Annotated in this window: 31 protein-coding genes; 18 read left to right on the top strand and 13 right to left on the bottom strand. The window is 42.8% G+C overall.

Going from position 1 to position 21,113, the window contains the following annotated elements; translation table 11 throughout:
• Positions 1–80 precede the first annotated feature (80 nt).
• From PUW25_RS25545 to PUW25_RS25485, 13 genes are all read right to left on the bottom strand, one after another.
• Complete coding sequence (locus PUW25_RS25545) at positions 81–524, bottom strand: hypothetical protein (RefSeq protein ID WP_047913053.1); 444 nt, start codon at positions 522–524, stop codon at positions 81–83.
• A 68-nt stretch (positions 525–592) separates the two neighbouring features.
• Positions 593–826, bottom strand: a complete 234-nt coding sequence (locus tag PUW25_RS25540; protein WP_274338761.1) for a hypothetical protein — start codon at positions 824–826, stop codon at positions 593–595.
• A 62-nt stretch (positions 827–888) separates the two neighbouring features.
• Positions 889–1,128, bottom strand: coding sequence for a hypothetical protein (locus PUW25_RS25535; protein ID WP_274338760.1), 240 nt, complete (start codon positions 1,126–1,128; stop codon positions 889–891).
• Positions 1,128–1,358 carry a hypothetical protein gene (locus PUW25_RS25530; protein ID WP_274338759.1) on the bottom strand — a complete coding sequence of 77 codons (231 nt, stop codon included), beginning with the start codon at positions 1,356–1,358 and terminating at the stop codon, positions 1,128–1,130. Before PUW25_RS25530 ends, PUW25_RS25535 begins: the two co-directional genes overlap by 1 nt.
• Positions 1,355–1,663 carry a hypothetical protein gene (locus PUW25_RS25525; protein ID WP_274338758.1) on the bottom strand — a complete coding sequence of 103 codons (309 nt, stop codon included), beginning with the start codon at positions 1,661–1,663 and terminating at the stop codon, positions 1,355–1,357. Before PUW25_RS25525 ends, PUW25_RS25530 begins: the two co-directional genes overlap by 4 nt.
• Positions 1,654–1,890 (bottom strand): hypothetical protein, encoded by a 237-nt coding sequence (locus PUW25_RS25520; protein WP_274338757.1) that lies wholly within the window; start codon positions 1,888–1,890, stop codon positions 1,654–1,656. Before PUW25_RS25520 ends, PUW25_RS25525 begins: the two co-directional genes overlap by 10 nt.
• Positions 1,891–2,149: 259 nt before the next feature.
• On the bottom strand, positions 2,150–2,410 hold the full coding sequence (locus tag PUW25_RS25515; RefSeq protein ID WP_274338756.1) for a hypothetical protein: 261 nt from the start codon (positions 2,408–2,410) through the stop codon (positions 2,150–2,152).
• An 11-nt stretch (positions 2,411–2,421) separates the two neighbouring features.
• Positions 2,422–2,619, bottom strand: coding sequence for a DUF6877 family protein (locus PUW25_RS25510; RefSeq protein ID WP_274338755.1), 198 nt, complete (start codon positions 2,617–2,619; stop codon positions 2,422–2,424).
• Positions 2,620–3,166: 547 nt separating this feature from the next.
• Positions 3,167–3,457, bottom strand: a complete 291-nt coding sequence (locus PUW25_RS25505) for a hypothetical protein (RefSeq protein ID WP_274338754.1) — start codon at positions 3,455–3,457, stop codon at positions 3,167–3,169.
• A 20-nt stretch (positions 3,458–3,477) separates the two neighbouring features.
• Complete coding sequence (locus tag PUW25_RS25500; RefSeq protein ID WP_274338753.1) at positions 3,478–3,816, bottom strand: hypothetical protein; 339 nt, start codon at positions 3,814–3,816, stop codon at positions 3,478–3,480.
• A gap of 237 nt (positions 3,817–4,053) precedes the next feature.
• The gene (locus tag PUW25_RS25495; protein WP_274338752.1) at positions 4,054–4,257 is read right to left on the bottom strand and encodes a hypothetical protein; all 204 of its coding nucleotides are present in this window, start codon (positions 4,255–4,257) and stop codon (positions 4,054–4,056) included.
• 196 nt (positions 4,258–4,453) lie between these two features.
• A complete protein-coding gene (locus PUW25_RS25490; protein WP_274338751.1) occupies positions 4,454–8,002 on the bottom strand; it encodes a hypothetical protein in 3,549 nt (1,182 codons plus the stop codon).
• 451 nt (positions 8,003–8,453) lie between these two features.
• Positions 8,454–8,942: a hypothetical protein gene (locus tag PUW25_RS25485; RefSeq protein ID WP_274338750.1), complete on the bottom strand. Its 489-nt coding sequence runs from the start codon at positions 8,940–8,942 to the stop codon at positions 8,454–8,456.
• Positions 8,943–9,185: 243 nt separating this feature from the next.
• Between PUW25_RS25485 and PUW25_RS25480 the strand changes: the two genes are divergently transcribed.
• The 18 genes from PUW25_RS25480 to PUW25_RS25395 all read left to right on the top strand — a co-directional run bounded on the left by PUW25_RS25480 (position 9,186) and on the right by PUW25_RS25395 (position 21,042).
• The gene (locus PUW25_RS25480) at positions 9,186–9,716 is read left to right on the top strand and encodes a hypothetical protein (protein ID WP_047913066.1); all 531 of its coding nucleotides are present in this window, start codon (positions 9,186–9,188) and stop codon (positions 9,714–9,716) included.
• A 33-nt stretch (positions 9,717–9,749) separates the two neighbouring features.
• The gene (locus PUW25_RS25475) at positions 9,750–10,124 is read left to right on the top strand and encodes a hypothetical protein (protein ID WP_047913067.1); all 375 of its coding nucleotides are present in this window, start codon (positions 9,750–9,752) and stop codon (positions 10,122–10,124) included.
• A complete protein-coding gene (locus PUW25_RS25470) occupies positions 10,124–10,327 on the top strand; it encodes a hypothetical protein (protein ID WP_047913068.1) in 204 nt (67 codons plus the stop codon). Before PUW25_RS25475 ends, PUW25_RS25470 begins: the two co-directional genes overlap by 1 nt.
• Before the next feature lie 341 nt (positions 10,328–10,668).
• A complete protein-coding gene (locus tag PUW25_RS25465; protein WP_274338749.1) occupies positions 10,669–11,007 on the top strand; it encodes a hypothetical protein in 339 nt (112 codons plus the stop codon).
• The gene (locus PUW25_RS25460) at positions 10,979–11,365 is read left to right on the top strand and encodes a hypothetical protein (protein WP_274338748.1); all 387 of its coding nucleotides are present in this window, start codon (positions 10,979–10,981) and stop codon (positions 11,363–11,365) included. Before PUW25_RS25465 ends, PUW25_RS25460 begins: the two co-directional genes overlap by 29 nt.
• The gene (locus PUW25_RS25455; RefSeq protein ID WP_274338747.1) at positions 11,362–11,562 is read left to right on the top strand and encodes a hypothetical protein; all 201 of its coding nucleotides are present in this window, start codon (positions 11,362–11,364) and stop codon (positions 11,560–11,562) included. Before PUW25_RS25460 ends, PUW25_RS25455 begins: the two co-directional genes overlap by 4 nt.
• Positions 11,559–11,867, top strand: a complete 309-nt coding sequence (locus PUW25_RS25450) for a DUF1653 domain-containing protein (RefSeq protein WP_274338746.1) — start codon at positions 11,559–11,561, stop codon at positions 11,865–11,867. Before PUW25_RS25455 ends, PUW25_RS25450 begins: the two co-directional genes overlap by 4 nt.
• Positions 11,794–12,591 carry a hypothetical protein gene (locus tag PUW25_RS25445; protein WP_274338745.1) on the top strand — a complete coding sequence of 266 codons (798 nt, stop codon included), beginning with the start codon at positions 11,794–11,796 and terminating at the stop codon, positions 12,589–12,591. The genes PUW25_RS25450 and PUW25_RS25445 overlap by 74 nt, the downstream gene beginning before the upstream one ends.
• Before the next feature lie 688 nt (positions 12,592–13,279).
• A complete protein-coding gene (locus PUW25_RS25440) occupies positions 13,280–14,473 on the top strand; it encodes a ParM/StbA family protein (protein WP_274338744.1) in 1,194 nt (397 codons plus the stop codon).
• Positions 14,473–14,649, top strand: coding sequence for a hypothetical protein (locus PUW25_RS25435; RefSeq protein ID WP_274338743.1), 177 nt, complete (start codon positions 14,473–14,475; stop codon positions 14,647–14,649). The genes PUW25_RS25440 and PUW25_RS25435 overlap by 1 nt, the downstream gene beginning before the upstream one ends.
• A 217-nt stretch (positions 14,650–14,866) precedes the next feature.
• Entirely contained in the window at positions 14,867–15,232 is a 366-nt protein-coding gene (locus tag PUW25_RS25430) for a hypothetical protein (RefSeq protein ID WP_274338742.1), read from the top strand.
• 3 nt (positions 15,233–15,235) lie between these two features.
• The gene (locus PUW25_RS25425; RefSeq protein WP_274338741.1) at positions 15,236–15,976 is read left to right on the top strand and encodes a hypothetical protein; all 741 of its coding nucleotides are present in this window, start codon (positions 15,236–15,238) and stop codon (positions 15,974–15,976) included.
• 11 nt (positions 15,977–15,987) lie between these two features.
• Positions 15,988–16,347, top strand: coding sequence for a hypothetical protein (locus PUW25_RS25420; RefSeq protein ID WP_274338740.1), 360 nt, complete (start codon positions 15,988–15,990; stop codon positions 16,345–16,347).
• 4 nt (positions 16,348–16,351) lie between these two features.
• A complete protein-coding gene (locus tag PUW25_RS25415; protein WP_274338739.1) occupies positions 16,352–16,786 on the top strand; it encodes a hypothetical protein in 435 nt (144 codons plus the stop codon).
• Between the two features lie 17 nt (positions 16,787–16,803).
• Complete coding sequence (locus tag PUW25_RS25410) at positions 16,804–17,151, top strand: hypothetical protein (RefSeq protein WP_274338738.1); 348 nt, start codon at positions 16,804–16,806, stop codon at positions 17,149–17,151.
• Positions 17,152–17,162: 11 nt separating this feature from the next.
• Entirely contained in the window at positions 17,163–17,558 is a 396-nt protein-coding gene (locus PUW25_RS25405) for a hypothetical protein (protein ID WP_274338737.1), read from the top strand.
• A gap of 305 nt (positions 17,559–17,863) precedes the next feature.
• Positions 17,864–19,624, top strand: coding sequence for a terminase large subunit domain-containing protein (locus PUW25_RS25400; protein WP_274338736.1), 1,761 nt, complete (start codon positions 17,864–17,866; stop codon positions 19,622–19,624).
• A gap of 164 nt (positions 19,625–19,788) precedes the next feature.
• On the top strand, positions 19,789–21,042 hold the full coding sequence (locus PUW25_RS25395) for a hypothetical protein (protein WP_274338735.1): 1,254 nt from the start codon (positions 19,789–19,791) through the stop codon (positions 21,040–21,042).
• Positions 21,043–21,113: the final 71 nt, after the last annotated feature.

Below are 21,113 nucleotides of genomic sequence, written 5' to 3'. Positions count from 1 at the left end.
AATCTAGTTAAAATGTAATGCGTTAAATTATATATCGGATAACATAATAATATCATAAAGACCTCGGAGCCGTTAGGCTCCTACAAGGCACCGACATAGTTGTAGTAATCGCCTTCAGAAGCAAAGGCGCCACCAAATGGACCGTCATTCTCATCATCGCATGGTGTGCCAAACTGAGAGATATATTCATGACCATCAGCATACCAAGCGCGAAGACCAAGCATGTATAAATCGTTATTAACCACAAAGCCGCCAAACTCATCATCAAGCTCTTGTTTTAAAGCAGGATTAGCATCTGGATAGTATTTCAAATCAATTTCAGGCTTGCTGATAACCGGTACGATAAGAGCAGGATCATAGCCTTGATCACGCATCTTGTTGATGATGTCATTACAGCATGCTTCTGCCCACATCTCAATACGAAGATCAGAAGAGCTGAAGCACTCAGGATTGTGTGAAGATGCTTTGTAGCCATAAAACATCATAGAAATCACATGTTCAAAGTTTTCGTTATGTATACGCATTATAAATAACCTCCATATGTATAAATTCAAAAAGCCCCCGGAGCCGTTAGGCTCCCGAGAGCGATAAGTTACTCAATTCCTATAACAATACTGTAATTCTCCCATTCCTCAAAACAGTTGCAGTCTGTATCATAAGTCTCACCAATAGGCTGACAATTGCAAGCAGATGCAACCATAGCTTCAGCAAGCTCGTTCTCGTCATAAAAATCTGTTAACAGCTGGCGTGGTGTAAAAGACTGGTTGATAATGCGACCATCTCTATTGTTTTTTAATACACATGGAATGTATGTTTTCTCAGGCATGTATGTATCCTCCTAAAATGTAGTATGTAGCGCCGTTCCGAAGGATCGGCAAAAGAAAAAAATTAAATACGAGGCTTCCAATTATCATTACCAGCATGCATAAGATGTTCTTCATCAAGCTCTGCTTCGTCATTCCAATAATCATCAGGAGTAATGCTAAATAATTCACAAACTTCTTTGTAACACCATAATTCTTCTATATGCAAACAATTGAAGTTGGCTGTGGCACATAAAGCACGTACAGCCTCCTTCTTAGTCTTAAGCGGAACATCATTAACTGTGAATTTAGTTTGATTGATCATTATAGGCCTCCATGTAATTCAAATAAGCGATCATCACTATATAGAATACCTAACTCTTTATCGCTATGATATAGCTTCTCACCATACTCATAACCAAGCTTATACTGAGGATCATCAGTATACACACTAGGGTAGAGGGAGACATAACCATAGCAATAGTTATAGGCATCGACTACACCATTAAAATACTTATCAGTATTCTCTTTATAGGCAGACATTAGCTCCATCATGGTCCACTCCAAAATGGGGGATACATAATACCTACTATGTCAAACTCTCGAATATAGTGTTGATTAGAAGTACTTTCATCGTGAATCACAACGTATTTAGAAAGTAAATCTTCGTTGATCTCTTGAATAACTCCAGTTGTATAGGACCTGGATAAAGTCTTGTTTTCTAAATCTATGTCATGATAATGTATCACACGTACAAAATCACCTACATAGAAGTCGGCATCCTGAAATGTAATGCGATTCATTATTGGCGGAGAAAAGGTAGGACCGGTATTCTCTAAATAAGCATTCATTAATTCCATTCCCAGTACTCCTTTATGTTAGATAGTGGAATAGAGCAAGAATTAACTTCATGAAGCATGTGATCACGACCACCATAGGAGACATGGGCAAATGTAAGAGTGACACCTTCTTCGGTGGCAGCCGCGATCATACCAAGATAATAATCATTAGTTAAGGTGACAAATACATATTCATCACCTATAGCATATTCAAACATAGCTCTAAGGTAAGGAGTAACAAGCTCCATGATATATCACTCCCTATAGTAAATACTTAATCGATCTATCTCTTCTGGCGCAAACATCATCGATATTCTGCAATACTTGTTATCGATAGTGTATGCGTTAAAGGTTAAAACTTGATTTTCATGTCTAGAGCTAAGGAAAACAGCAATGTAATATTGTTCTTGGTAATAGAAAGAATAAAATTGGCCACGGATCAGTCGATCTGCAGTAATAATAGTTCGTTCAAAGTAAGGAGACATAAGCTCCATTATATACACCTCATTAACGCTCTTTTACACTACCAGGATCCGCTCTGCGCAGGATCTCATCATAGACAGCGTATGCATATTCCCAGTCATGAAACACTTTATCATATATAGGAGTGGTTTCCCATCCTCGCCAGCCACCAACATCTTCCCAGTATTCTTTATCGACAACAATACGAGCCGGCTGAGGCAAAACATTGCCAGTCCTCTGAATACGCGAGAAGTGTTTAACGTTGTCTTTAGTAAGAGTATGGCGCTTTATAGGCTTAGCACCCATAACAATACCTCCTATTGATGCTTTCTTATAGCATGACCAGCATTAATGAGATTATTAAGATAACGTAGCTGCTGTGCTGCATAGTGTGGATCATCACTATCGCTAAGCCTATTCTTTACATCTTGCAGGGCAACCAGCGGGAAATCATATTCACCAATCAGCCTAGTTATCTCAGCTGATACATACTCATGGGTAATCTCTTGACTCATACTATCTTCCTTTCTTAATAAGCTTATCAAGCTCTCTACTTAGATTATCAAGAGCTTGACCCTCTCTGTTGTAAGCTTCATCCATACGCTTATGTGATCGGCGTATGGCAAGAATGTTAAATACATTAATGACAATAGATGCTAAAGAGATAACTATCGAAGTCCAGAGTATAGGACTCATAAGACACCCCCAGATTCTTCAACCTTAGAATAGAATACAGAATCGCATTCATCAGAACAAAGCCGTCCTTCGGAACAGTAATCAATGAAAACAGTTGGTTCTTTGCAGATCATACAAGGTTCAGAGCGGGAAGATATCATAAAAGCGTCAATTAGCTGTAATGGAACACCTGTAATGCGTTCTTTAAATTTGACATCAAACTTCATAGAATACCACTCCAATGTATAGGGTTTTAAAAAGGTTTTAGTGCCGTTCCGCAAGGATCGGCAAAAAGAAAAAAATCCAAGACGCATACCATTAATACTATAGCTCACTATATAAACAATATACAGTATAAGAACACATAGAAGATAAGACTATAGATACCTAAGAAGTATATCTCCTTAATCCTAACTCAGTTATGGATACCATCTCAGAACCATAAGCTCCATTACGTATATAAACATAATCAGCATTATGCAGAAGACGAATACGATACTCAAGCTCATGAAGAGGCATATCTATATCCATCTCAAACAAAGGATACATAGACACTATAGTATTCAACGGTGCTTCATCTACATCTCCATGCTCAATCATCTTCTTTACAGCAGAGAACGCCTCCATATTGCGAAGGCGTATCTCCATTCTACTATAGTCTTCATCATAGCGATTCATATGATTAACCTCCTATATAGTTAAGCTACAGTACATACAGCATCATATCTATTCATACCAAGCTCAGTAGGAGAGAGCACATCATCTTTCTCTATAGTCTCTCTATCTATAAAGCCAGCATTGATCAACACGACAAGACGATACTGGAACTCTTTCTTGCCCATAGTATACTTCATATTCACACTATGGTAACTAGCATGTAGCATGCAGAGCTGACTACCAGAGATACTTCTTTCTGTATATAGTCTAAGCATATCCATCATAAAGGCAAATACGTCTAGGTTGCGATTACGTACTTCCTCCTTAGATAAACTATGGTCGAATAAGCTACGTCCTTCAGTTAGCAATTTGTTACTCATATAGATAACCTCCTCGTTCAAGTTAAACATTCACAATGCCACAGGAGCGTTAGCGACCATCGTCTGCACTATCTATTACATCGTCATACACTATAGAGCACATAAGATAATCATACGCAGGATGAAGAAAATTTTCGGATGAGGGTTCACCACTTTCAGTAGCATATGATATACGAAATAGGGAATATAGCATCCGAAGTATGATATACAGCAGGATGTAGCTCTCTGTGATATAAGTCATCGTACATAAAGTAGCGTCACACTTGAGATTACACACGATTCGGATAGGTGATAACAGCCATCGACAACATAGGGAAAGAGCTTGCTCATATAGATCAGCGTCCACGTTGCGAAGCAGCTTCCTCCCCCACCGGACGTTATATTCATATGATTCAGCTGTCTAGCTGTATTGCCGTAAGTTGCCGTCCATGCATGTCCCATATAAGCATCCTGCCTTCGCGTCTAACGAAAGCATCCTACAAGTAGTATGATTCGTCATCTGCAAAGGGCAGGGCGTCTTAGGGTGGAAGCGTGGAGCTGTCGATGGCGTTAGCACCTACCCGAAGGGTGTGCTATAATAAAGGAGTAGCCGACATGCCTAGGAACATGCCGACTACAGATATAGGTGGCTCGCCTATTACATGCGTTCGATGCTGGAGATCGTCAGACTCATAGTTCTGCCTTTAGCTTCAGCATTGGACACTGTAAGATTGAAACGTGTTGCACCAGTCAAGAATCCAACTTGATCTTGGTAGAAGTCGCCTACATATACATTTCTGCTGCCTACTGGAACATAAACAACATACATGTAGCTTTCAGTAACTTCGTTATACATATACTCCACTGTTACCATACCTGCATTCGCAATGACAGGTGCCATTCTCTCTCCATCAAACACACGACCAGTTGAATCAGCCCCAATACGGAAGTTTGCCTTGATATCAGATGCAGGGACAACATAAGGGTTCTTCACAATCTCACGATTAGAGATAGCAGCACACAGCTCCAAGAATTGCTTCTTAGCCACGACCCAAGGGAAGCTGATCGAACGATTGTTATCTTGACCTCTCTCAGTGTATGTCACCATGTATGCAACATAGCCGATATCAGTCGCAGAGAAAGAGAACTCCAAAGCGCCAAGTGTCATTTGACTCTTATAGGTGATCGCATCGCAATCATCTCTATAGATACGCTCGATCTTCTCTTTAGCCATCGCCAGTGCAGGATCAGCCTCACCATATTTCAGCTCAGCAAGCTTGATGAACTCTTCATGCTTCTGACGAGCGTTCTTGATGTCGTTTGTATAGATAGAGCGAATGGAACGAATAGAGTTAGCGATTCTGTCATAGATAACTGGATCAATAACATACTCAGCTCTCAGGATATGAATCAGGTTGTTGTTCTCTACATCGTTCATGATCTCTTCGGACTTGTCGATTACATTCTCTTGTACGAATGCTTTCATGTGGTTATGCACACGGGACATTACAGAACCTGTGTCTACTCCACCCTCAGCACCTTTGTGATGTGCGAGCCATGCTTGCTTGATCCATTGACGCTTGGATTTAGGTGACTCTTGGAATCCTGCATATCTTGGAGGATTGTTGATGAACTCCAATTCAGCAGCCAATGCTTCCTCATATGCACCACCATGCTTAGCACGGTCAATCTCCCATCCTTGAGCCAGACGAATCAAGTCGATCATATCTTCCATACGAGCGATCTCTCTAATCAGCTCTTGTTTCTCAGCATCTGAACGTTCAGTCTTTTGACCAAACTCATTGGTATTCTCTGCATACATATATCCTACTTTACGTACAGCATCAGCAAGACGAGTAGCAATGTTAGTCAGTTGACCGATCTTGTTAGGAGTCAGTGTACGAATGACATACTCTTTGCTTAGCTCATGTACAGCTTGAATGAATGCATCATTATATTGATCGGCAGTGAACTTCACTTTGAATTGTCCATCGTGTGATACGCAAGGAGCATCAAATGCAAGCTTCTCATCAGATTCCATAGGGAACGGGCATCCAGAAGACCACTCACCATCTTTATCTACATGCAGGTCAAGCATAGCCAAGAACTTAGATTGACCATCTTTACCCATGATGCCATTAACGATAGCACGTACTTGTGTAATGAATGTTTCATCACCATCGTTATCAGCTCCGCCTTCAGCGAATGTATCCAAGTCATGGCAGCTCATTACACATACAGAGTTGAATGCGCCTTTAGCAGAAGCAGTCACATAGTTTTGTGGAGCTACACCATTCAAGATACGTCCTTCACCTTTAGCAATAGCAGGGTTACGGAAGGATGCAACAGGGCCCTCTACAAAGTGTTGGTTATCGCGTGCTGTCATGAATGTTTGGTGTGGCTTAAGACCAACGTGATCAGGGACAATCATATCTCCATTCTCATCTTCCACAGCTTGAAGCAATGCATATGGATCTTGAACCATGAAGCGATACTCGCCTTCTACAGGAATCGTACCAGCAACCCATTTGTCTACTTGCTGCCCCATCAGTCTCAGTGCTCTTGTTTGCATGTAAGCATCTTGGAATGTGAATGGAGCATAGTGCATGAAGTTAGCAAATACAGAAACAAGGGAGCGATCACGTAGAAACTCAGCTTGTGCAAGAGTCAGCTTGTTCAGCTTCTCCAAGTGAGCAACCCCTGCATACTTTTGAATCAGTGCAGGATTAGTAAGTACACTCTTAGCTTCATCCAGGCGTGGTTGAGCAACATCAATCATTTGCTCTGCTGTAATGCTGGATACATGTGCAAACTGATATGGAAGCTCTACATACTCAGACTTCATAGCAGGACGCTTAGCAAAGCGTGCAATACGCAGCTCAATACCAAAGTCAATCTTACCTTCGCTATCAGCAAGCAAACGGAAGTCACCTTTCACAGCAGACTTGAATGCAACGATATCTGCATCATAGTATTGACGCAAGCCTGGCACGAATACCATCAAGCCTTTAACGAATGGGGTGATACGTACTTGCCATGCATCGGAATCATTGCCAAACTCAGCCTTCAATGCCCAGTAGATCGACTCGGAAGCTAGAACCAAGCCATCGCCTACGCCAAGCTTCAGATAGTTCATAGGCAGGACTTCTTCTTTAGTCATGCGTCCTTCTTTCCATGTAGCTGTGAATGTACCATCAACCGCAGATACAGTGACTACACGGTTGTTATAGAATGCTTTGAACTTACCATTCTTGATCTTAGCAAAGCGATCATCAATCACTGCCATAGAGTGACGATCAGAGTTAACCAAGTATTCTCCTGTTCTCATGTTAGGCAGCTTGTCGATATGAGCATTAGGGAAGGTTACTACCTTAGATGGCACAGAGCTTGTACCAGACAGACCTGGACGTTTCAGATACTTCGTGATATCCAGTGTATAGACACCAGTAGCCTTATCCAGTTTGCAATAAGACAGGAAGCTATGACCAAGCTTGCGGAATGCTTGAGGAATCGTCATGAAGTCCTCTGCAATATAGATACCTTGCAATTGACGAGTTTGATTTGCTGTCTGAATAAAGAAGTTAGCTTTGCGTGTAACGCCTTCCACTGTGTAATAGAATCCATTACGGACGATCTCGATTTGCAAGTCTTTCATTTCTTGATTCTCTTGATCAGCGATATTCAAATCGATATAGACAATGTGAGTCGCATCCAAGTGTAGATCATTGCTATCTGTAGCTGGAACCAATTTACCGAATGCATCAGCAAGCTGAGACTGAGATTGATAGCTGACTTCCGCGTTGAGCACCACTTCACCAGCTTCGTTGCGGGAATGTTTCAATAGATCGACAGATACAGTACGTACACGCTTACGAGTAGGTGCAATCACCATAGCAGGAATCTCTGCACCTTTCTCTTCCATGAATGCACGGAAGAAGCGATATTGATTCTTAGGAACACCAGTAAGCTCCGGGTTCTCCATAACAGTACGGATATCCTTACCACTAGCGATAGCAGCTGTGATAGCCTCATAATTCTTTGTTTTAACGCCCAATCCTGGGAACTCAGCAATAGCATCCAATACTACAGAAGTAGACTTGTAATCAGACATTTGCGCCTCTAGTTTGTTACCTTTGATAGCTTTGTTGAAAAGACGGTTTACCTCAGCCAGTTGCTTGTTGATTTGTGCTTGTTTGTTGTTAGTCATTGTAGATTGCTCCTTTTTGTTTGTTTTAGTTTGTTTGTTGGACATAGGGACGGACGACATAGCTTTCTTTGAATCAGTTGACATAGAGTGATTCCTCCTTGGGGTTAAATGTGCTGTACTTACATACAGCTCCCTATATAGGGGGGTCCATATAGAGGGGGGTCTATATAGGGCACCTATACAGGGAGCTATGTGTAAATAAATAAAAAGACCCCTGCATACTACACATGGGGGCGGCTGACCCGGACCATGCGTACTACACAGGGGCTGTATATGATAGAGTGCACCTACACACCCATATGCCCATATACATAGGCACAATATGGCTAACCATAGTACTGCCACCCATGCCACCATATAAGGTAGGGTAGAGGGTATAGCCTACATAGGGGATCATCCACCGTTATCGTGTACTCCCTATGCATCTATACCATGCCATGTCCATGACCTATTAGATCACGAACAAAGCAGCAGTGTAGAGATACGTATATGCAGATGCAAGCCATGCATAGTCAAGACCAATGCATGCCCACATCGTTAGGTATACAGATATTACAGGCAGGAACCCTGCTATAAGACCGCATACCATGGCTGATAAGATAGCTCTACGCCAGTCCATAGCCTGCTTCTTACGCTTAGCAATAAGGAAATGGATAGTGAGTACAGCAACCATAGCTACAGCAGCAGCCATCAACCCTGCACCACATACGCTAGTAGTGGCTACACCACCTACTACAGCAGAGGCTGCTGTAGCAGCTGTTTCCCACTTATGCTTACGTATTACATTAGCTGCCTTAACAATAGGCTTATGTATAAGGTTCTTATATACGAAGCCTGCTACATTCTTTGTTACTCTCCATGCAATACCTAAAGCTGATGCAGTCTTAAGAACAGCGTCCTCTCCCATAGTGTTAGCAATAGCTGATAATGTGTTAGTCATGATAGACTCCTTTCGATGTGCAGTTTGATTGGGATCACTGCCAACCCTAATGTGGTTGCTTATTGTTGAGGGGGTGGGGCGTCGAACGCTACCATCAGCCAACAATAAACAACTAGGTACCCCACGCAAAAATTTTTTTATAGAAAATTGCCCCCTATAGAAAATTTAATTGTTGTCAAATAAAATGTAACGCATTACAATTTGAGTATAGAAAATAAAAAAATAAAAAAGGAATGATTATCCATGTTAAAAGAAACATTCTTAATACACATATCAAAAGACGGCGGTTATATCAAAACAGAAGGACCATTCGAACAGTATCCTACAAATGGGCAGATTATGTTAGCTATTGAAAAACACGAAGGAGATAGCGGCACGATTGAAAAGTCATTTGATTTAATTAAAAAAGAAGAGAAGAAGTCGGACGATCTGCGAGAAGCTTTGAGGCCCATGATGCTCATGACGATCAAGAATAAATTACTTCACGCTGCCGAAAATCATAATTATATTTATGTCGATGAATATCTCAGACAAGTCGGAAAAACAACTGCTTTGATTGAGTTTGCTAAAGATATCGAAGGTATCGTTGTTGTAAGACACAGAAGTATTGCAGAGGCATTAAAAGAACAATCAAAATATGATCGCATTATGTCGGTTTTCGATGCAAGTGTGAAAGGGTTTGACCAAGATACTCCTGTTGTATTTGATGAAGGCGTGAACCCTGATATGCTAATAGGTTTAAACGTAGCAACGGGATTCGTAAACAAAAAATAATACAAACACGCATGTACTGAGGAGAGCTATGTAATGTCAAAAGAATGCGCGATTGAAGGATGCAACGAGCATGTTAGATCAACAGGGCTTTGTGCAAAACACTATCGGAGGAAATGGCTATACGGAGACCCAACATACGAGAAGCAAGATTATGATAGACCAAAGTCTTGCTCAGCATGTGGTATTAACAAAGTGAAAGCGCTCGGCCTCTGCCCTAATTGCTATGCAAAGAATCGAAGAAAAGAAATGGGATGTAATCAATACATGATCGGTGGCAAGTCCAATAACGATTGCGAATGTATTGAAGAGGGGTGCAGCAAACCAGCTCTAGCAAGAAAGCTATGCAGGAGGCATTATCTTAAAAAGCGCGCAGAAGAAGACGAACATAAATTGGAGGCAAGCAAATAATGAAAAAGCAAGGAAAGATTGTTGTGACGAAAGAAGTGCTCGAGCAAGCGCTTCATCTTAAGGAGGGAATCTCAATCATTGGGATTGAGATGGATTCAATAGATCGAAATACGTATGCGGTCTATGTTCAAGGAGATAGCTTGCAGACGGTGGGAGAAGCGCAACAATCTATAGTCTATCAGCAGGAAGACGTAATGAAATGAAAGCCATATGCGAATTTCCTCGTTGTGGAAAAGAAGTTATCGCAAAAGGGCACTGCTGGAAGCATTACAGAAGAATTAAGCGGCATAACGATCCCACCATTGTGTTAGCAGGAACAGGGAGACCGATGTACGAGCATACGGAGTGTATCGAAGAAGGGTGCCATAAGAAGCCCATCTCAAAAGGACTATGCGTTGTGCACTATGCCAGAGCGAAGCGATCATATCGTTTAGCAAATGGACTATGCACAATATGCGGGAAAGAGAACAACAGCACAAAGAGGGCATGTGATTCCTGCCGCTTGAAACAAAAGATGAAGGCTAAGAGGAAGGCGGGGGCCTAGTTGGAATTGATGAAGGTCTATTCAGAGAAATGGAAAGAGGAACTGTCGAGAAGCAAGTGGCTTAATCTTGCAGACGTTGTCTACTACATTCAACCCGGAGAGATCGCTGAATCAGGTGATCATCTATTCAGTGTGAGATGTAGAGAAACTGATGGCGGAGACATATTCTATTACTTCACGGATAAGAAGATAAGAAATTGTAAAACGTTGAAAGCCAACAGGGAAAACATTATGAGGACATTCCAATTGATGATGCTTCCTAATCCAGACTTCTATGGCGCCTCATACAAGATAAGGAGGTTTCGCGAAAGTGGAGCTGATGCAGAAGTACATCGATAATGTTTATTCTCTTAACGGTATCTATATAATGCAGATACCAAGTTCGATGCCGTTTAAAGAAGCAAAAGAAATGGCGGACAAATGGAAAATGAGATTCGGTCAAGGCAGACCACTCATGATTATTCCAGAAGAAGTGGATATTCAGTATATGGAATCATTCGATACTAGTATTGCCATACGTATGCTTACGAACGGATACAAGTTAAAGAGAAGCGGACAGCTTGGAAAAAGGTACAGGTATATCGAAGGTCGCCTGATGTTCAAAGAAGAGCTGCAGAGATGGAAAAGCTATAGCCTTACAGACGAAGACTTGCTTGCGAGAGATTGGCAATTGGCTAGGGAGGACCTGCAGTTATGAAAATAGCAAATCAAGTCCTGAAGGCTTTAGACGAAAGCTTCCCTGGCTTAGAGTCTATAGTTGCAGAAGGCGACAGGATTATCATGTATTGCGAATCAGGAGCTTGGCAGCTAGACATTGTAAGGGCACAGCCCATGAAGTATATAACCTTTGAAACTAAGCTGGACGTGTCTGACCTAGGAGGTGAAAGTATATGAGAACCCCGAAGATCGGATCAAGGTGGCAGCACTACAAAGGTGGACTATATGTCATATCTGACATAGGTATTGATGCAAGTCGTCATGAGGATGGAAAAGCAGTCTGGTACTATCGTGAGGACGAGCCTGATCAGAAATTTTATCGCCCACTGTTAGAATGGCACAATCCTATTGAGTACGAAGGTGAGGTTGTTCCTCGTTTCAGAGAGCTTGAGAAGGGAGGGACAACACTTGGAGCTATTGATGGAATATTTGCAAAGGGTATCAAGGGCAACAGGAGAACCTATCGTCGTCCAAGAGTCTGACTATCAAGAACGCTGGAGACTGTTCCATGAGTGCGATAACGGCCATATTGCGGTCGTTGCTCACAGGAGAGCAGGGAAGACTACTGCCTTAAGTGAAAAGGTAATCAGGTCAAACAAGAACGTTGTTGTATTTGATCGGTATGTTGCTTCATCACAAGCCCATAGAGATATGATAAGGTCACGCCTTATTCAGGATGGAATCCAATACGATTATACATCCAATGGGTTCTCCTTGGAAAATGGTAGGACGATATCTTTCGAGATGAAGATCGGGGAATATTCACCACAAGAACTAAACGATTGCTTGGTTATATTCGATGAAGCAGACTCTATGATGATCCATTCAAGCTGGCTGGAACAAGTTATGATCTATGCTGATGTTATTATGGTGTCCACATATACAGCATTGCTGGATAACACGTTTAAGAAGTTTTTTGGTCATCGAATAAAACCACGAATCGGAAATCATGAAGTCCAGACCTTTATCATGCCTTCTCCAAGAGCTCCATCTAGTTATGGAGAGCTATTTATGGATGCAGAGCAAATTGCTTTACAGATCGAATGTGACCTTGCAAGGGCGCGGAAATTCAATGGAATAAGACATGGAAGAGGACGGAGATTAAATGCGAGTTTTCAAACGACTGAAGAGGCGAGACAAATGCTCCTTGGCGATACTATTGCTGCTAGTGACATCGGCAACAGCACCCCAGGTAATAACGGATAAGAAAGCGACACATCAAGAGGAAACGTACATCATAGAGCAAAATCAAAAGCGTCAAAGAAAAAAAGAGAGAAAACGCGTGAAATAATATATAATCATATTGTAATGCATTACATTATCGTATAGAATAAACTCAAGTCGAGAACACAGACCCGACTTGGCAGATGACTGCAGCAGCTCTCCTCAAAATAGCTGACTGGACACAGTATGGTTTGCTCCGGATTAATCGTGATGCTTAGCATGGGCTCACGACACCTCCTACAAAAAAATAATCCGGAGTATGCCAATACTCTTTTTAGAGAAAAGGGCTTCAAGTAAATAGCCAACAGGTCATAGGACTGCCACCCTCTATCTGTTAAAATTACACCTCCAGTGTTGAAATCATATGTTGAAACGTTGGCAACGGTCTTGAAGCCTTTTCTGTGAAAAGAAATCACAAAAAGAGAACATACGTTCTTGATATTTTTTGCCAAATGGCTTAAAATATAACTCAGCGAAGGATACGTGAGATCTCCAACCTCATACAGCTTCACTTGTTCGAAAAGCGGCGGGCGGCACACCTGCTGCTTTTTTTGTTGTCCAAATTAAGGGTTGCTTGGTATCTATTAAATATGTTATGATCGTTTACGAGAGAATACATCAGAACATGTTATAATATGATATAACATGTCGAATTAGGAGGAAAACAATCATGGCGGTGAAAAAAGTGAAAGATTTGAAGTTAAAGCTAGAAGACTTATTTGATTTTGAGCTTGCAGCAATTGATATTGGTTTTAATGGAAGCAAGCGCATGTCGAGCTTAGGCATGTTCGGTGTCATACCGAGTACTGTCATGCCTACAAATGAAAAGTTCGCTAATTCCTTTAAGCACACAGAAGTCGATGAATCTCGCTTGATGGTGAAGACTACTGACGGTTTCTATCATGTAGGCGAACAGGCAATGAAGAGTAATAAGCTTCTGGTTACAAGTCGGACAACCAATCATGACCGTGCATCCGATCCATCATTCAGAGTTATGTTTGAAACCAATCTTGCACTATGTGTTCCTCATGAAGATGGAGAATATAATGTCTACTTAACAACTGGTCTGCCGAATGAGGATTTCGATAAAGGTATTCGCACACGGTTGGAAGAGTACATAAACCAAAGTTTTGAAATTGTGATCTACCTTGGTTATGGAAAAACAATCACTAAGAAAATTAATGTTATTGGATATGAAATCTTGAGACAGCCAGAGGGAAGTGTAACATCTACACAATTCGCTTTCACAAAAGAAGGTCTTTTGACGACTACGCTCTACAGAGCTTTGACTGCTATCGTTGATATCGGGCACCTCACTACAGATTATGCATTATTCTCCGAAGGCGTATATGTAGAGGAAGAGGGAACTTATGGATCGACACTTGCGACTGCTGAGCTGTACAAGCGACTCAAAGTGAGTATGGCTATTCACTTTGATAACGAGTTTGGGGTTGCTTACAGCCCAACGGATGACGAACTAGATTCAGTCGTTCGTGGAGAAGAAATCGAGTTCAATGGCGCTTCTCATAATCTGTATCATCTTGTAGAAGAAGCCGCGAAGGAGATCTCTGCAGTCATCGCAAATGAGGTTATTACGTCTTGGGGTCAGCATGCGAACCGTGTGAAGATCATCTTGCTTTCAGGCGGGGGCGCACATATCTTCCAAGACTTCTTGAAAGAAGAGTTTGCGAAGCGTAAGGTACAAGCCTTCTCCGTAGTGGACGACCCGCAAATGGCGAACGTATATGGATTCTATATTCGTGCGGCAATGAACCAAGTCAAGGAACAGGAAGATGGCAGTCTGAACTTTGAGCAGGTTTATGAAAGATTCATCAAAGATATATTCGAAAGCGAGGCAGCGTAATGGCTGAAGAAAGAGAGACGAAAGCACGGAAGGTGCCGAAAGTCCAAGTCATCATTCGTGATGTCGATACAGATATTAAAGATCATTTCGATAAGATCAAGCCAGGTGATTGGGCAACAGAAGCCAGACGATTATTATCGAAAGCTATTGAATCGGAGCAAAACGAAGGAAAATAACGCTTTCTAGCGGAATTAAATGAAATCAAATAGAATTACACAAGATAGGGTCCCTTCATGGGGCTCTATTTTTTTGTGCATTCATAGGCGCAAATGTCCTGAAAATACCAGAGCCTGTACAATTAAGCTAAGGGGATAGACTGCCCAAACAGTACCGATCGGGGTCAAGGGGTCATTAGATCTACCCCTTTTTTCGTACTTACAAGGAGGAAAAGTTATGAAGCCATATGTTTGGAAAGAGGGCATGAGTCTGGAGGAAACAAAGGACGGAGCCTACTGGGAAAGAAATATGCTGGCGTTATTGCTGGCTAACTATATGAATGACACTGTTCGCAATGCTTGGGGAATGTCGGAGGTTACACCTGATTATTATCCATGTGGATGGTACTACGATACAGATAATAATTGGGAAGGATGGCTTCGTGTCATTTCCATCAACAACGGATCGATTACATTCCATATTCCAGACAGCTTTGATGTCGGCACACTGCCAGAGATCAAGCCTAACTGGGATGGACATAGCACAGAAGAGAAATGGAAGAATGTCATGGAGATTTGTGGCGTCATTCCAGAGGGAGAGTGACCTATGTCTAATACTGGACCTCGTACCGAAGCCGGGAAGATGGTCGTCTCTCAAAACCTGAATCCTACGGCTTGGACACAGAATCCTGCCGCTATACAGGCGATAGATGTCGCCCGCAGGCTTCGCAGTACAAAGCATGGGCTATATGCATCCGTGCCAATCATCTGTAAAGCAGAATCCTGCCCTTATCGTGAGTCTTGCCCTCTCATGCAAATGCAAATGGCACCCTTTGGCGAGAAGTGTCCTATTGAGATTGCTGCGATTGAAGATCTCTTTGACCGATACTGCACAGACCTCAAGATTGATCGAGAGGATCCGAAAAATACGGTCGATCTCATCATGGTTAAAGAACTCGTTGATATTGATGTATCCCTGCTTAGATGTGATAACAAGATGGCAATCGATGCGGACTTCATCATAGAGAACGTGGTGGGTATGACAGAAGACGGAGATGCGCTAGTGAAGAAAGAATTGCATCCCGTAGTCGAGTATAAAGAGAAGCTGAGAAACAGCAAGAACAAGACACTGCAGCTCTTGAACAGTACGCGCCGTGATAAGCAAGGGACGAAGGTTACAGTTGAACTTGATCCGGCTTCGAGAGCTTCACAGATGGTCAAGGTAAACGATGATATGGACGCTCACATGGAAAATGAGGATGAGGCGGAACGAAGATATTACGAGAAGATGAGAGGCAATAACGAGCCGATCGATATCACGCCAATTGAAGTCGAACCTATCGAATAGGAGGTGAGAACATGTATGTCAGAGGCGCTGTAAACGTGGGCAAATATATAGGGAAACAAGTCCCTTCGATGTTTGAGAAGAACACTCAGCGAAGCATCAATAACCTGTATACAGGATTTGGACTATCCAGAAAAGGAAAGGCGGTAGCCCTTACAGGAATGGGAGCTTACGGCGGATATCAGGTTATAAATGGACAGTCCGAAGCAGGTAATCGAAATGCAATGGATGCTATGGATGATCGGGGGATTATGTCGCTTCCTGGGACAAGATCGGATGGCATGGGATATCTAGGCGATCCTGCCGGCAATCAAGATCTGGCTGCGAGAGGCGACCTAGTATTTGCCCTGCACAATTTAAGGCATGGAGGCTAGGTAGATGTCCAATATGACAACACAAGCGTTGCCGCCTGGTCAAGGCGTCAATCAGATAAGAAAAGAAGGAAAGATAGCCCGTGCATTCGGTGCCGGGATGGTTGCAGTTGATGCTGTTTCTCGGATTAAAGATGGAGAGAATGCAGCTGTCGCAATTGGTAAAGCAGCTTTGACTAACGCCGCGTGGAACCTTATGCCCGGTGGGTTCCTTACAATGGGGGTTATGGCAGGCGTATCTATGACGCCTGAGATCATCCGGATGACCGATGCGGCTAAGGCTGGTATTCGTCAGAAGTCCTCTATGTTTGGAGGCGGCTTCGCGCAGAATGAAGGGCAAATGTATATGCAACAGACGGGTATGCAGAATGCATCCAATGCGAGAAACACGGCTTCTGCCATTATGTACAGGCATGCGCGCGGGGCATCTAAAGCCTACTGAGAGGGAGGTGAGTAAAGATGATGAGAAGCAATGAACCCTATCAGAGAGTCAGTAACCACGACCCTGTTTACAATGGCGCAGCCTATGGGGCTTTGGCTGGGGCGGCGAGCATGGGTGTAGTTCATGCAGGAGCAAAAGGAGCTTCACTTATAAGTGCAGCTAGATCAGCCAAAAAAGATTCCACACCTCTATTACCGGAGTACGGATCCACCAAGAAGACTGCTAAAGCAGTCGGAGTCGGCGGAAAAGTAGAGCGAGGTTATGGCAAGGTGTTTGGCGGTGGCTGGAAGAAAGCAGGGTTTTATGCTGGTGCTGCTGTGCTTGGTGGAGGAATTGGGGCAGGAATTGACTATATGAGTGATTGAGGTGAATAACAATGATGCAATCAAACAATCCATATAACCGCGTGGATGATGGTATTGGATCGGGTCTTGTCGGTGGGGCTATCGTAGGAGGTACGCTTGCTGCGGGAGCACAATTCGGAACAAAAGCTGCTTTGCGTGGCATGAAAAAGCCGGTGAGAGAGTTTACTAGAAGAGCCCATGATGATATTCGATATAGCAATGCATCAGGGGTTCCAGTAACAGACGGACAAAGAGCCAGAGCTACTGTTGGCGATGCGGCAATGAGAAAAGCATCGTCTTTTAGCCAGTCAGTTAAAGGTTATCACGGAAAAGCTTTTGGAAGTGGAAAATCAAAAGCTTTAACTTACGGAGCGGCTGCTTTAGGTGGCTCTTTAATTGGCGGAATTGCAGACGGAATGAATAATTAAGAACATCCTGCCTAGGAGGTGCACTCATGCAAACTTCATGAATAGTGAAGGGGTGCTGAATTAGGATGTTTTTAAAATCTAATCAATCATTAAATAAGATCCTTCTTCATGGTCGTAGGAACGATCAATGGGTTCCACTGAAGCATTTGCAGACGCATGGGCTACACGATCAAATGAATTGGACCCAAGCAGCTGACGAAGGGTTGCTTCACATGAGGAAAAGAGAAAGAGGATTTGAAGTCAATCTTTCTCAAAAGGGATACCACACCCTAAACAACCTCTATCGAGCAAATTAGGGTGATATTATGCAAAGTGTCGAAGAAAGACAGTTATTTGAAATGGAGCGAGAGATTCGCTCTGATCCGATTAAGTGGGCGTACTGGAAGCTGAAAGACCCGAAGGGGAATGCTTGGAAGGCACGTTGGTATCAGCGAAAGATGATCCGAGGGATCATGAATGGCGACCGGCGTGTTGCCGCCCGAATGGGACGACGGGTTGGCAAGACAGAGACCATGGTTGTATTCTGTCTTTGGTACGCGTTTCATCATAAGAATAGTCGTCTACTTATTGCAACGCCTTACGAACATCAGGTTCGCTTGATCTTCATGCGTCTGCAGGAGTTAGTTCGAGATTGCGAAGAGCTAAGTGCCTCAGTCACCATAACCAAGAATCCGTTTATTGCATCCTTCGGTAATGGATCGAAGATCATGGGCTTTACAGCTGGTGCGAATGCCGGCAGCCAAGCCGGTGCATCCGTCCGGGGTCAGCGGGCAGACTGGTTGTTCCTTGATGAGGTTGATTATATGTCTCGTGACGGTATTGATGCTGTAACCGCCATTGCACTCGAAGATCCGAAACGTATCGGTATTTGGGTAAGCTCTACACCTACAGGTAAACGTGACTTCTTTTATGATATCTGTACGAATCCAGATACGGGTTATATTGCCTATCACTTCCCTTCTCACGTCAACCCTGACTTTGATGAACGGATGGAAGGCGAAATGCGTGCGACAATGACTCAACAGGGTTATATCCACGAGGTTGAGGCAGAGTTCGGAGAAGAAACCGTCGGAGTATTTAATAAAGACGCGGTAGAACGAGCAAAAAGCCAATATCATTATAGTTATCGCTCTCTGAATACGTATGAGCGTGAGCAGTATCAGAAGCAAGGCATCAACCTAGATGACATTGTTTATTACGGGCCTTATACTATAAATAACCCAGCACCGAAAGCTCTCCGGATCATCGGAGTGGACTGGGATAAATACGGTGCAGCGACTCAGATTATCGTTACGGAGTTTGATGAACAGCTGAAGAAATTCAGAGTCTGCCTAAGATCAGAAATACCTCGGAGCGATTTTACGTTCGATAATGCGGTAAAACGAATTATTGAGCTAAATGACATATATAACCCTGCCTTTGTCTATGTAGATGCTGGTAGCGGGGAGTATCAAGTTGAGGCTCTTCGTCTTCACGGCCGAGATAATCCATATACACAGCTAGATAAAAAGGTGAAGCGGATTCAGTTCGCACAAACCTTTGAAGTGCGTGATCCAGCGACTCGTGAAGTCGATAAGAAAGATGCGAAAAACTTCATGGTTAACCAAACAGCTATCCTATTGGAACGAGATCGAATCGTTCTTTCACCATTCGATGATATGGTGTGGAAGCAAATGATGGATTACCAAGTTATCCGTATCTCACAAAACGGTAAGCCGATCTATACGTCAGAAAATGAGCATGCACTGGATGCATTCATGCTGACGATCCTTGGATTTACATTAGAGTTTCCTGAGATCGCGAAGGTCTTGGAGAAGTTCAATGTAGCCACTCGTGCTTTCGTATCGCATAACACATCAGAAGAGAAGATCGCAGAGCAAGTATTCGGCGGTCAACGTGATATATTCAATATCCAAAACAAAAAACCAGAGCGTGAAGCGAGGGACAACCCGAACTGGCACTGGGAGAAAGTTCAACTTGGATATGGTGGAAAAAGAAGTAGAGGCGGATCGAATATATGGGGTCGCGGTAATGCGAAGAATCGTCCGACAAGAGCTAAGTTTTGAATCCTCTGGAATGCCTGAAGTAATGCGTTGTCCCTTGTGGCCATTGGGCCGCCTGGTGGAAGGCAAAAATCCCCTGTATCCTTTCTGGCTAGGCTCATCAAACTCTCTTTCCCTGGGGCGCAGACTAATCTCTGCGCCTTACATATTTTATGGAGGTCATTAACATGTCGGAAGATATCTTTGGGCAGCGTGGTATAGATACATCCTATGAACGGAATCAGGTTAACTATCGGCCGGATCTGAAGATGCCGAAGAAAGATCGCTTCTTTCGAATTAATCCGGCAACTGTGCAAAAGATTATTCGTTCAGAGGATTTTACAATTACAAGTGTTCTGAAGGGCTATTCAGAATTAGTTGAGCGAATGAATGTCTTAATGAAGATGATCGAAGATCGAAATCAAACCCCTAGCTTCTTTGAGTATAAGGGAATCCTCGAATCAGGAGATCAGAGCAGAATTATTGAGCAAGAAGATATATTGTGCGGTCCGCGGGCTTCTGGTGATGCTGAAATTTACACGATCCTATACCGAATGAAGGCATCCTGCTCGATGCAGTTTGAATTTGTGGACGGACACTACCGTACTCAGATTACAGGCAACGCAGAGGTTAGTGCTGTCGAAGAATCAGAAGCCAATATGATTAATCAATGGATTGAAGCAGAGCAAGTCTTTAATCGGCTAACAGATGAGATTCAGTCTGCGTATTCGGATGAGGAGAACCATGAGGAAGACATAACGAACTCGACAATCTCTTCACTGGAGCGGCAGATTTATGACCAAGACCTGACTCGTCAACAGATGGAAGCATTGCATGTATCCCTATCGGATACTTCATATGTACACCGAAACCGATATGCAATGTATTCTCAATTGCTTGATCAGATGCAGTTTCTTATAACGAATCCAGCTGTTGTCATGAAGGATGATCTTAAAGGGATGATCCTACAGGTAGCACCCCTTGCTGATAAGTCTTCGGTCGCTGCTTATGTTCTACTGTCCTTCCGCAACATAAAAGACAAGCTGACTTCATTGAAGGGGCAGTATGCACTGATTGACGATCAGAAAGAATCCTTTGTTTCAAAGCAGCAGTGGTTCTATCAGCAGCTGGAATCCAAATCCGGTGTCGGAGTTAAGAACTGGCTCTATAATCAATCGGATACAAATGAATCCATGAATGCACTGGCTGAAATCATTGTCGGTTCTCTATCGCAAAGTAAAAATCAGTACGATTCATCCATTACAGATATGACTCGTTTCTATCAGCAAGAGGCAATTTTCTATAGTCAACAATACCAGCTTATTCAGAAAAAAGAGGAAATCAGAAGATTCTTGAGGATATTAGAGGATTTGCAAGAGGCAAGCAATATCGATGAAGAATGGGCAATTAGTTATTTGGAGACTAATGGATACGCAGTCTAGCACAAGTGTAACGCCTTACATTTTTAATATATAATTATTTAAGATAAAGTGACTTGCTCGGAAAGGAGATG

It is taken from the genome of Paenibacillus urinalis (assembly GCF_028747985.1).
GTDB classification, from domain to species: domain Bacteria; phylum Bacillota; class Bacilli; order Paenibacillales; family Paenibacillaceae; genus Paenibacillus; species Paenibacillus urinalis.
Note: the sequence above shows the minus strand (reverse complement) of the source record. Positions and strands in the feature narration are given on the sequence as shown.

Coding starts and splice junctions, on each gene's coding strand:
- PUW25_RS25440 (WP_274338744.1), top strand. CDS start 13,280: ATGGCGGTGAAAAAAGTGAAAGATTTGAAGTTAAAGCTAGAAGACTTA.
- PUW25_RS25490 (WP_274338751.1), bottom strand. CDS start 8,002: ATGACTAACAACAAACAAGCACAAATCAACAAGCAACTGGCTGAGGTA.
- PUW25_RS25495 (WP_274338752.1), bottom strand. CDS start 4,257: ATGGGACATGCATGGACGGCAACTTACGGCAATACAGCTAGACAGCTG.
- PUW25_RS25420 (WP_274338740.1), top strand. CDS start 15,988: ATGTATGTCAGAGGCGCTGTAAACGTGGGCAAATATATAGGGAAACAA.
- PUW25_RS25535 (WP_274338760.1), bottom strand. CDS start 1,128: ATGATCAATCAAACTAAATTCACAGTTAATGATGTTCCGCTTAAGACT.
- PUW25_RS25470 (WP_047913068.1), top strand. CDS start 10,124: ATGAAAAAGCAAGGAAAGATTGTTGTGACGAAAGAAGTGCTCGAGCAA.
- PUW25_RS25485 (WP_274338750.1), bottom strand. CDS start 8,942: ATGACTAACACATTATCAGCTATTGCTAACACTATGGGAGAGGACGCT.
- PUW25_RS25455 (WP_274338747.1), top strand. CDS start 11,362: ATGAAAATAGCAAATCAAGTCCTGAAGGCTTTAGACGAAAGCTTCCCT.
- PUW25_RS25410 (WP_274338738.1), top strand. CDS start 16,804: ATGATGAGAAGCAATGAACCCTATCAGAGAGTCAGTAACCACGACCCT.
- PUW25_RS25480 (WP_047913066.1), top strand. CDS start 9,186: ATGTTAAAAGAAACATTCTTAATACACATATCAAAAGACGGCGGTTAT.
- PUW25_RS25415 (WP_274338739.1), top strand. CDS start 16,352: ATGTCCAATATGACAACACAAGCGTTGCCGCCTGGTCAAGGCGTCAAT.
- PUW25_RS25475 (WP_047913067.1), top strand. CDS start 9,750: ATGTCAAAAGAATGCGCGATTGAAGGATGCAACGAGCATGTTAGATCA.
- PUW25_RS25400 (WP_274338736.1), top strand. CDS start 17,864: ATGCAAAGTGTCGAAGAAAGACAGTTATTTGAAATGGAGCGAGAGATT.
- PUW25_RS25530 (WP_274338759.1), bottom strand. CDS start 1,358: ATGATGGAGCTAATGTCTGCCTATAAAGAGAATACTGATAAGTATTTT.
- PUW25_RS25425 (WP_274338741.1), top strand. CDS start 15,236: ATGTCTAATACTGGACCTCGTACCGAAGCCGGGAAGATGGTCGTCTCT.
- PUW25_RS25540 (WP_274338761.1), bottom strand. CDS start 826: ATGCCTGAGAAAACATACATTCCATGTGTATTAAAAAACAATAGAGAT.
- PUW25_RS25515 (WP_274338756.1), bottom strand. CDS start 2,410: ATGGGTGCTAAGCCTATAAAGCGCCATACTCTTACTAAAGACAACGTT.
- PUW25_RS25430 (WP_274338742.1), top strand. CDS start 14,867: ATGAAGCCATATGTTTGGAAAGAGGGCATGAGTCTGGAGGAAACAAAG.
- PUW25_RS25405 (WP_274338737.1), top strand. CDS start 17,163: ATGATGCAATCAAACAATCCATATAACCGCGTGGATGATGGTATTGGA.
- PUW25_RS25525 (WP_274338758.1), bottom strand. CDS start 1,663: ATGGAATTAATGAATGCTTATTTAGAGAATACCGGTCCTACCTTTTCT.
- PUW25_RS25395 (WP_274338735.1), top strand. CDS start 19,789: ATGTCGGAAGATATCTTTGGGCAGCGTGGTATAGATACATCCTATGAA.
- PUW25_RS25520 (WP_274338757.1), bottom strand. CDS start 1,890: ATGGAGCTTGTTACTCCTTACCTTAGAGCTATGTTTGAATATGCTATA.
- PUW25_RS25450 (WP_274338746.1), top strand. CDS start 11,559: ATGAGAACCCCGAAGATCGGATCAAGGTGGCAGCACTACAAAGGTGGA.
- PUW25_RS25510 (WP_274338755.1), bottom strand. CDS start 2,619: ATGAGTCAAGAGATTACCCATGAGTATGTATCAGCTGAGATAACTAGG.
- PUW25_RS25435 (WP_274338743.1), top strand. CDS start 14,473: ATGGCTGAAGAAAGAGAGACGAAAGCACGGAAGGTGCCGAAAGTCCAA.
- PUW25_RS25545 (WP_047913053.1), bottom strand. CDS start 524: ATGCGTATACATAACGAAAACTTTGAACATGTGATTTCTATGATGTTT.
- PUW25_RS25505 (WP_274338754.1), bottom strand. CDS start 3,457: ATGAATCGCTATGATGAAGACTATAGTAGAATGGAGATACGCCTTCGC.
- PUW25_RS25500 (WP_274338753.1), bottom strand. CDS start 3,816: ATGAGTAACAAATTGCTAACTGAAGGACGTAGCTTATTCGACCATAGT.